Raw genomic sequence first — 10,000 nt, forward strand, 5'->3', positions numbered from 1 at the left:
CAGATAGAAATATGGGTATGCATGCCAGAACCGTTATCACCGGAAATCGGCTTTGGCATAAAGGTTGCGGTTTTGCCATAGGCCTGTGCAATCTGATGCACGACATATTTATAGACCTGCATACGGTCAGCCGTCTGCGTGAGCGTGCCAAAGGTCAAACCTAATTCATGCTGAGCAGGTGCCACTTCATGGTGATGTTTGTCCATGGGAAGACCCATTTCCAACATCGTTGAGACCATTTCGCTGCGGATATCAACAGCGGAATCAACCGGAGCAACTGGGAAGTAACCGCCTTTGACACCTGGGCGATGCGCAAGGTTACCATTGTCATATTCACGACCGCTGTTGGTCGGCAATTCGATATCATCAACCCGATAAAAGCTGCCGTTATAGCCACTGTCAAAACGGACATCATCAAACAGGAAAAATTCGGCTTCAGGGCCAATGTAAACGGTATCACCCAGACCCAAAGTTTTCACATAAGCTTCTGCACGCTTAGCCGTCGAACGCGGATCACGGCTGTAAAACTCGCCCGTTGCCGGTTCAACAATATCGCAGATCAAAATCAGCATTGGTGATGCCGAGAAAGGATCAATGTAAAAAGCGTCCAGATCAGGTTTCAGGATCATGTCGCTTTCGTTGATCGTTTTCCAGCCTTCAATGGAAGAACCATCAAACATAAAACCATCATTCAGATCGTCTTCACCGACAACCGTACTTGCCATGGTCAGATGTTGCCATTTGCCTTTGGGGTCGGTGAAACGCAGATCGACCCAGTCGATTTCTTTTTCCTTGATGAGCTTAAGCAGATCAGATGCCGAATTGGCCATAATATGATTACCCTTTAATGTCCTGACAGGGGAGAGACGAAAAACAGATGTGCGTAGCTTAAAAGCCCGTTCTTTACAATTAACCAGTGCAGCTTAAATCGCTTCGATACCTCTTTCTCCGGTACGAATACGGATAGCGTCTAACACATCGCTTATAAAAATCTTTCCGTCCCCGATACGGCCTGTTCTGGCAGCCACTGTGACAGCCTCGACCACATTTTCTACCAATTCGTCCGGCACCACTGTTTCCAGTTTTACCTTGGGCAGAAAGTCGACGACATATTCAGCGCCCCGATATAACTCGGTATGCCCTTTCTGACGGCCGTATCCACGTGTCTCTGTAACGGTAATACCGGATATACCAGCATCCGTCAGAGCGGCCTTAACGTCTTCCAGTTTAAAAGGCTTGATGACGACTTCAATTTTTTTCACAAGCGCTTCCTCTATCCCGCGCATTCAAACGTATTGTTGTTACAGTTACGCCAAACTTCTCGCAAGGATTATATAAAATATAACCTATTTTTTATTAAAAAGATTGCGTCCTCTACTATTTTTCATATAATCACTATCCCCTCAAAGGCGCGGTCGCGGCTTTCAGCCATTCGGCTTCCTGCATGGACAGGAAAGGTAACAATTTTTGACAAACTTCCTGATGATATTGGTTAAGCCAGCTTATTTCTGATTCGTTCAAAAGAGAGGGATCAATCAGATTTCGGTCTATTGGCGTGAAGTTTAATGTCTCAAAGGCGAGGCAAGGTTTTTCTGCCCCTGTGACCTCAACAGGCTTAACCAGCAACAAATTCTCGATACGAATACCAAAAGCGCCTGATTTATAATAACCCGGCTCATTAGACAGGATCATACCTGCCCGTAGAAGCTCGTTTCCGCCAGAAAAAGCGCCACCAGAAGGCGAAATACGTTGAGGGCCTTCATGCACGGATAAAAAGGCACCTACGCCATGTCCCGTGCCATGAGCATAATCGACGCCTGCCCGCCAGAGATATTGGCGCGCAAAACTGTCTAATTGTCCTCCCGATGTGCCAGCCGGAAAGACGGCTGTTGCCAAAGCGATATGCCCTTTTAACACCAGCGTAAAACGCTGTTTCATTTCTTCGGTAGGCGTGCCGATAATTACCGTACGGGTCACATCCGTCGTGCCATTCGGATATTGCCCGCCGGAATCCACCAGATAAATTTCGTCTTTTTTCAAAGGCAGATTGCTGGCTTCTGTCACCCGATAATGAGGAATAGCGCTATGCGCAGCCGCAGCAGAAATCGTTTCAAAAGAAAGGTCAACCAGATGACCGCTTTCCTGACGGAAAGACAGCAGTTTTTCAGCTGCTGATAATTCGGTCAGCTGCCCATCTGGTGCCGTTTGGGATAACCAATAGAAGAATTTTGCGAGAGCGACCGCATCCCAAAGTTGGGCTTGGCGATGCCCGTCAATCTCGGCGCGGTTTTTAATAGCCTTCATCAAAACAACCGGATCACGATCATAGAAAAGATGCGCGCCGCTGTCCTGCAACAAAGCGGTAATAGCGGCTACCGTTCTTTCAGGATCAACAATGACCGATTTTCCCGATAATGCTTTTAAGGCATCAGGAAAATCCGCCTGATCGTGGAAGTGAACCCTATTCCCCATAGCTTCTTTCAAAGCATCATCCGTTTTTGCCGGATCAATAAATAGATCAGCTGAACCATTTTTATGGGTAAGAGCAAAAGCTAGAGCAACTGGCGTGCAGCTTACGTCACTGCCGCGCATATTAAACAGCCACGCGATTGAATCGAGTGCCGTTAAGACTAGCGTATCTGCCTGTTTTTCACTCAACCATTCAGCGACTTCATGCCGTTTTTGCTCGGAAGTTTTGCCCGCTAAATTTTCAGGTTGAATAAAGGCTGGTGCTTGAGACGGTAAAGGCCGATCAGACCAAATAGCATCTATCGGATTTTTCGGGAGCGCCACCAATTCAATTTTTTGGGCTTCCAGGCGGCGGCGGGCTTGTTTTTCCCATCCGAGACTGGCCAACCAAGGATCATATCCAATTCTATCGCCTGCTTTTAAATGGGCAATTGCCCATTCAACAGGGTCATCAGCGGGTAAAGATTTATATGACCATAATTCAGGATCGACCTGCTCTTTGACCTGAATAGTATAACGGCCATCAACAAAAATAGCGGCTTGTCCTTCTAAAACCACCGCAGAACCAGCAGAACCGCCAAATCCGGTTAACCATTCCAGTCGACAGGCATAGGCACCGATATATTCGCTCATATGCTCATCGGTCAAAGGGACAAAAAAACCATTCAGATTTTCGCGGGCTAACTCTGTTCTTAATGCCCCTAAACGTTGTCTGTGACTGGACATGTTCTTCCTTCGACCTATCTTCTTATGAAATGCAGCTATAATAACATTACTTTCGGATACTGTCAGATCATATCGTAATAATATGTCTAACAATGTCAGAAATTATAAACAAAGGTGATTTTCTGTGTCGCAATCATCCGCTTTGCCTAGCCCTCCTGTTGCCCAAAAAAGAGCGCATAGTTTCACACTCCACGGTAAAACGCTTCAGGATGAATATGCCTGGCTGAAAGATCCGCATTACCCTGCGGTCGATGATCCTGACATTCTGGATTACCTCAAACAAGAAAACGCTTTTTTTGAACAAGCGATGAAGCCTCGCATGGCTTTGACTGACCAATTATTTTCAGAAATGAAAGACCGCCTGCAAGAAGATGAACAGGCTGTTCCATGGCAAGATGGTGACTATTTTTACTGGTGGTCTTTCCAATCAGGTAGTCAATATCGGGCATGGTATCGCCGTTTAATGGCCGACACAGAAGACAAAAAGCAAATTCTGATCGATGAAGCCGCCGAGGCTGATGGCTATGATTATTTCCGACTGGGTGCTTTGAGCATCAGTCCTGACGGACGTCTGGCGGCTTGGACATGTGACAATAACGGCGCCGAACGTTTCACCTTACAAATCCGAGACCTTGAAAGCGGCAAGGATATTGAAACCGTCAGTTCAGTCGTCAATGGTGCCATCGTCTGGTCATCCGATTCACGCGCCGTACTTTATACCGAAGTCAATGATAATTGGCGTAATTATCGAGCAATGCGCCACATCATCGGGGAAGACAGCAGCCAAGATCACGAAATTTACCGCGAACATGATGATGGCTTTCGGGTTTCCCTGTCCCGCAGTCAGGATAGACAGTGGATTTTCCTTGAATCTGGTAATCATCAGACCAGCGAGATTTACATCATCCCAACGGATGATATCGACAGTCCACCTGACCTTATCAGCCCACGAAAAACAGGACGGCTTTATTCGGTTGATAGCGGACAAGGGAAACTATGGATTCTAACCAATGACGATCACGTCAATTTCAGATTGGCCAGTGCCAGCTTTGATACGCCTTCAGATTGGCAGACTGAAATCATTGGTTCCGACCTCTTATATTTGACGGGCTTGCATGCTTTTTCCAACCATCTCCTTTTATCCGCTAGAAAAGAAGGCTTGGATCAAATCATCCTTCGTCATCCAGATGGCCAATTGGAATATATCGAGTTTCCTGAAGCCAGCTACAGCGTTGGCTTTGATCATAACCCCGCTTATGATCCGGTTTATTATCGTCTGCGTTATGAATCGATGGTCACACCGCCAACCATTTATGATTATGATCCTGATTCAAAGACGCTTCGCTTCTTAAAAAGACAAGAAGTGCCTTCAGGCTATGATCCCGAAGCCTATAGCAGTGAAAGACTGATGATAAAGGCACGGGATGGTGTTTCTGTGCCGGTTACCATTGTCTATCGGAAAGACTTCAAAAAAGACGGCGAAGGCAATTTACTGCTTTATGGCTATGGGGCTTATGGCATTAGCATAGCGCCTTATTTTTCGACCAGTCGCCTTAGCCTGCTGGATCGGGGATTTGCCTATGCCATTGCCCATATTCGCGGTGGTGACGATCTCGGTTATCAATGGTATTTGGACGGTAAATTGGAAAAACGCTGGAACAGTTTCCATGATTTTAGCGATGTCGCTAAAGGCCTGATTGACCACCATTTTACCAAAGCCGGAAAAATAGCGATTCATGGCGGGTCTGCAGGCGGTGAATTGATGGGTGTTGTCAGTAATACTGACCCAGAATTATGGGGTGCTGTTGTCGCTGAAGTGCCTTTTGTTGACGTTTTGAATACAATGATGGATGAAAGCCTGCCTTTGACACCGGGTGAATGGCCGGAATGGGGCAATCCGATTACCGATGAAAAGGCGTTTGATCTTATCTTGTCTTATAGCCCTTATGATAATGTAAAGGCACAATCCTATCCACCGATGCTTATTACCGGCGGCTTGAATGATCCTCGCGTTACCTATTGGGAACCTGCCAAATGGGCAGCGCGCTTACGAGCCACAAAAAGCGATAACAATGAATTGTTATGTAAAATTAACATGGGTGCAGGCCATGGCGGAAAATCAGGACGCTATGCCCGATTGGAAGAAACCGCCGAATCCTACAGTTTTATCATCAGCCATTTGGCCGATGAGCACGCATCAAAGAATATATAACCTATTAAACTTTTTAACTCCGCCCTCCGAGGCGGAGTTTTTTTAATCAATCGATCAAATGCTTTTCCGGGGTAAAATAACCACTCTCTTCGGCTGAGATGTTTTCATCCAGACTATAAAAATGACATTTTGGTCATTAGATTGACCAAAAACACATCAAGATTTTGGAATAGAAACACCCAAAATTCTGATTTTTCTGCTTTAAAATGCATTTTTTATAAAAAAAATCGCTTTTCTTTGCATTGGGTTATTGATCATAGATCAGGAGATGGTTATAGCCCCTTTTCACAAGCCATCATTGAAGCGCTGGAGACGTGGGTGAGTGGCTGAAACCAACGGTTTGCTAAACCGTCGTAGGGGTACAACTCCTACCGAGGGTTCGAATCCCTCCGTCTCCGCCATTTCCCCGTTTTGGGATAAAATTCTAAAATTTTAGAATAAACCACAGCCCGCATGATCGGGCTTTTTTCTTATCCGGCATTTCGGATAATTCCTTCCTGAAAATACATAGATAGTTTTTCGATATTTCGGTATCGAATCATAATGAGACTCACATTACTGCCATCTGTTGTCCTTTTCGCTGCTATTGGCGGCCTTTCATCCTGTCATAATGGTGATACGGATAACCACTCTCGCAATAGCGAACAATCTGCACAAAAATCAGCACGGCATGACCCAGACTTCCTTGAACAACATGCAAATGATCCACATGCCTTAGAAACCGAATTCGGTGATGAAGCACACGCAGCCTGTGCTGATGGTGCCAATGATTATTTAAGGGAAATCGAACTCCATGACTTTTCATGGGATGATGATGCCAAAGGTGTTAATGGTCAGCGATTCGATAAATTGACGACCCATTCTGAAGCCCCTTATGTCCTGACACTGGTTAGCACCCGTGCCAAACTGGCAAATGCTTTTGGCGGATTTTCCCATATAACGCTTTACTGCTCCTATGATGCAAAACAGCAAAAAGTTTTAGGCTATTCCCTGACAGACCCTCTATTGTTGAAACTGGAATCTGATCTCAAAAATAACACCGTTCCAACCAAACGGCCTGATTATATCCCAACGACAGAATCCGTCGATCGATCAGAAAAACCGACAATCAGTTTTCCTCAACCGCAACCGAAAGAAACAGCGTCTAAAGATAACGATCTCGACGCACAGGCGACTAATTTCTTGTCAGAATATTACCAGATCGCTGAACAATCACCGGAACAAGCCATTCCTTGGATGATGGCGCATTATAAACCGGTCGTTGATTTTTTCGGAAAATCCCAATCTTTGAATCAAATTATCGCTCAAAAACGGAATTATCTGACAAGATGGCCGATCCGTTCTTATCGATTATTAACGGATACGGTTACCCATCAATGCAATCAAACAAATATGATTTGCCAATCCATGGGAACATTAGAATTTGATGCCCAAAGCCCAGAAAGAAAAGCGGCTTCCCACGGTAAGGCCTCTTTTGTGCTTTCTGTCGATTTTTCAGGCAATACGCCGCAAATCACCAGTGAAAATAGTCAGGTGATTTCTCGCTAAGATTTGTCCTCGCCAGTTGCCAGTTGCCAGTTGCCAGTTGCCAGTTTGAGCCTTCTTCTGAAGGCTCAAACTATTTTTTGATGGAAAATGCCATTTCAGCTAGGCACTTTCTATCATCAAAGACGAGGCATAATTCCTTAGCTATTGCGCAATGTTATTATTGTGTTGCCTTCATTTTTTCAGCACGAGCCAAAATGGCACGGGCACGAATCCGTACCGGCTCATCAACCATTGCGCCATCAACCCGTTGAGCGCCTTCCCCCGCAGACAAAACGCGATCTGCCCACGCAATTTCACTATCGTCTGGTCGGAATCCTTTAAAAATCGGCGTAACCTGACGAGGATGAATACATAATTTTCCACCAAAACCAAGGCTACGCGCATAGCGGGCATCTGCCTCAATCGGTGCTGGATCATCAATGGTCGCGGTCACGCCATCCAAAGGTGCAATTTTTTTTCCCAATCGGGAAGCTAGAACCAATTCACTACGGGCGGATAACAAGACTTCGCGGCTATGTGAACAGCCCATATCGGCACAGAAATCAATAGACCCGAAAGCCAGTCTTTTGACTGAAGCTATTTGCGCCAATTGGCGGGCATCAGCCAAGCCTTGCGCTGTTTCGATCAAGGCAATTAGAGCCACCTTGTCATTCAACCGATCGGCCAAAGAAGCCAAAGCTGCGCCGATTTCGGCTTTCGGGAAAATAACGCCTGCCAGATCCGGCAAAGCGGAAATGGCCTCTATATCAGCCTGATGCCAAGCGGTATCTGCACCATTGATTCTGACAAAAACGGGTAAATCCGTAAAAGCGGTATCAAGAGAAGCTCTTGCTTGCTCTTTATCTTTTTCGGCAACGGCATCTTCAAGGTCGATAATAACAGCATCGGCACCGCTTGCGGCCGCTTTTGAAAAGCGTTCAGGCCGAGAAGCCGGCACAAAAATCGGCGCAATACAAGAAAAATTAGTCATCAAATACCGCCTCCGCCTTCATGGCGATAGCGCCGCCATCCTTGCAAGTCCACAAAGACAGACCTTTTTCATTTTCTTGGGCATTCAAAGAAAAATCAGCATTATCAAATAAAGGTGACCGGCTTTGGAAGAGAAACTGCTTGGGCTGGGCTTTCTTGATTTTGGCTGCGAAATGAATCAGCAGCGAAGCCTGTAAAGGACCATGGACGACCAAGGCGGGATAATGTTCTTCATTAACCGCATAATTCCGGTCATAGTGAATACGATGGCTGTTGAAGGTAATGGCCGAATAGCGAAACAGCAAAGGCGTAGTCGGTATAATATCCTGACTATGCTCACCCCGCCCGACAGTAGGCAAAGGCGTTGCAGGCTGCGGGGTAGGCTTGGTTGCGGCTTCCCGATATACGATATCCTGCCTTTCCCGTATCCTGACCTCACCTTCTACTTTCATTTCATGCTCGACGGTTACAAAGCAAAGAAGACCACTGCGACCTTTTTTCGGCACGACATCCACAATACGGCTATGACGGCAAAGTTTTTCCCCGATATGCAAAGGCGAAAGAAAATGGATATCGCCCCCTGCCCACATTCGACGAGGCAAAGGAACAGGAGGTAAAAATCCGCCTTTTGAAGGATGGCCGTCGTGCCCCAATTCTTTTCCCGAAACAACAGCCGGAGCTAGACAGAAGTGAATAAGCTGTGGAGCAATCGCGCCTTTATTCAAGGCGGATGGGGGCAAGTCAAGAACCGCAATATAGCGTTTGGCCAATTCTTCGGAAATGATATCTTCCGCCTTCATTTCACGGCCTATCCATCCCCGCAAAAACTCGACATCCAACTCAGTCTCTGATGAAGAGGTGCTATTCATAAAGCCTCCTGCAAAAAGCCGGAGAGTCACCTCTCCAGCTATCCTATCGGGAAAAGAAAAATTTTAGTAAGAACGCGGCATCCCAAGAACATGCTGACCAAGGAAAGCCAAAATTAAATTCGTTGAGATCGGGGCAACCTGATAGAGTCGGGTTTCGCGGAATTTCCGTTCGACATCATACTCTTCGGCAAAGGCAAAGCCACCCAAGGTCTGAACGCAGGCTTCCGCCGCTGCCCATGAGGCTTCAGCCGCCAGCATTTTCGCCATATTGGCTTCGGCACCTGCCCGCTCGCCCTGTTCAAAAAGATGAGCCGCATGGTAAACCATCAATTCGGCAGCCCGCATTTGCGCATAGGCACGAGCAATCGGGAATTGGATGCCCTGATTGGCACCGATAGGCCGACCGAAAACGACCCGTTCGCTGGAATAATCGCGAGCTTTTTCGATAAACCATTTGGCATCACCGATACATTCCGAAGCAATAAGAACGCGTTCGGCATTCATACCTGACAGAATATAACGGAAACCCTTACCTTCTTCGCCGACCAGATTTTCGGCCGGAATTTCCATATTATCAAAGAAAACTTCGGTCGTGGAATGATTCATCATTGCCCGAATAGGACGAATGGTCATACCACCATCGGCTAAGGCTTTACGCATATCGACCAAAAAGACCGACAAACCATCCGTTTTTTTCTCGACTTGATCTTTCGGTGTTGTCCGCGCCAAAAGAAGCATCAAATCGGAATGTTCAGCTCTGGATGTCCAGATTTTCTGACCATTCACAATATATTTATCGCCTTTTTTCTCGGCAAAAGTCTTGAGTGAAGTCGTATCAGTTCCGCTAGTGGGTTCGGTGACCCCGAAAGCCTGAAGGCGTAATTCGCCAGAAGCAATCTTCGGCAGATATTTTTGCTTCTGCTCGTCATTACCGTGGCGTAACAATGCGCCCATAATATACATCTGAGCATGGCAAGCACCGGCATTGCCGCCGCAATGCTGAATCTCTTCAAGAATGGCTGCCCCAGCAGAAAGCGGTAGGCCAGATCCACCAAATTCTTCAGGAATCAGAGCAGCCAAATAGCCCGCATCACTTAGTGTTTTTACAAATTCGGTGGGATAAGCACTTTCCCGATCCAGCTTCCGCCAATATTCGCCGGGGAATTCAGCGCATAATTTGCGGACTTCATCCCGAATATCAGCGTAA

The 10,000-nt window shown here is 46.5% G+C and carries 8 protein-coding genes and 1 tRNA gene; 3 read left to right on the forward strand and 6 right to left on the reverse strand.

The genetic code is table 11. From position 1 onward, the window contains the following. From LDL18_RS05310 to LDL18_RS05320, 3 genes are all read right to left on the reverse strand, one after another. The coding region (locus LDL18_RS05310) for a glutamine synthetase beta-grasp domain-containing protein (RefSeq protein WP_296507513.1) at nt 1-830 on the reverse strand (830 nt) is incomplete at its 3' end. A 93-nt stretch (nt 831-923) separates the two neighbouring features. Then, the gene (locus tag LDL18_RS05315; protein WP_011240397.1) at nt 924-1,262 is read right to left on the reverse strand and encodes a P-II family nitrogen regulator; all 339 of its coding nucleotides are present in this window, start codon (nt 1,260-1,262) and stop codon (nt 924-926) included. A 133-nt stretch (nt 1,263-1,395) separates the two neighbouring features. Then, on the reverse strand, nt 1,396-3,195 hold the full coding sequence (locus LDL18_RS05320) for an aminopeptidase P family protein (RefSeq protein WP_296507517.1): 1,800 nt from the start codon (nt 3,193-3,195) through the stop codon (nt 1,396-1,398). A 124-nt stretch (nt 3,196-3,319) separates the two neighbouring features. Between LDL18_RS05320 and LDL18_RS05325 the strand changes: the two genes are divergently transcribed. From LDL18_RS05325 to LDL18_RS05335, 3 genes are all read left to right on the forward strand, one after another. Then, nucleotides 3,320-5,407, forward strand: a complete 2,088-nt coding sequence (locus LDL18_RS05325) for a S9 family peptidase (protein ID WP_296507519.1) — start codon at nt 3,320-3,322, stop codon at nt 5,405-5,407. A 308-nt stretch (nt 5,408-5,715) separates the two neighbouring features. Further along, nucleotides 5,716-5,808 (forward strand) — tRNA-Ser (locus tag LDL18_RS05330). 142 nt (nt 5,809-5,950) lie between these two features. Next, nucleotides 5,951-6,955, forward strand: a complete 1,005-nt coding sequence (locus LDL18_RS05335) for a hypothetical protein (protein WP_296507521.1) — start codon at nt 5,951-5,953, stop codon at nt 6,953-6,955. 157 nt (nt 6,956-7,112) lie between these two features. Here the strand turns inward: LDL18_RS05335 and LDL18_RS05340 are convergent, their stop codons facing one another. The 3 genes from LDL18_RS05340 to LDL18_RS05350 all read right to left on the reverse strand — a co-directional run. Then, the gene (locus LDL18_RS05340) at nt 7,113-7,925 is read right to left on the reverse strand and encodes a CoA ester lyase (RefSeq protein WP_296507524.1); all 813 of its coding nucleotides are present in this window, start codon (nt 7,923-7,925) and stop codon (nt 7,113-7,115) included. After that, a complete protein-coding gene (locus LDL18_RS05345; protein WP_296507529.1) occupies nt 7,918-8,793 on the reverse strand; it encodes a MaoC family dehydratase N-terminal domain-containing protein in 876 nt (291 codons plus the stop codon). The genes LDL18_RS05340 and LDL18_RS05345 overlap by 8 nt, the downstream gene beginning before the upstream one ends. Nucleotides 8,794-8,856: 63 nt before the next feature. Then, the coding region (locus LDL18_RS05350; RefSeq protein ID WP_296507530.1) for an acyl-CoA dehydrogenase family protein at nt 8,857-10,000 on the reverse strand (1,144 nt) is incomplete at its 5' end.

This window comes from Zymomonas sp., assembly GCF_020216885.1.
Lineage (GTDB): Bacteria > Pseudomonadota > Alphaproteobacteria > Sphingomonadales > Sphingomonadaceae > Zymomonas.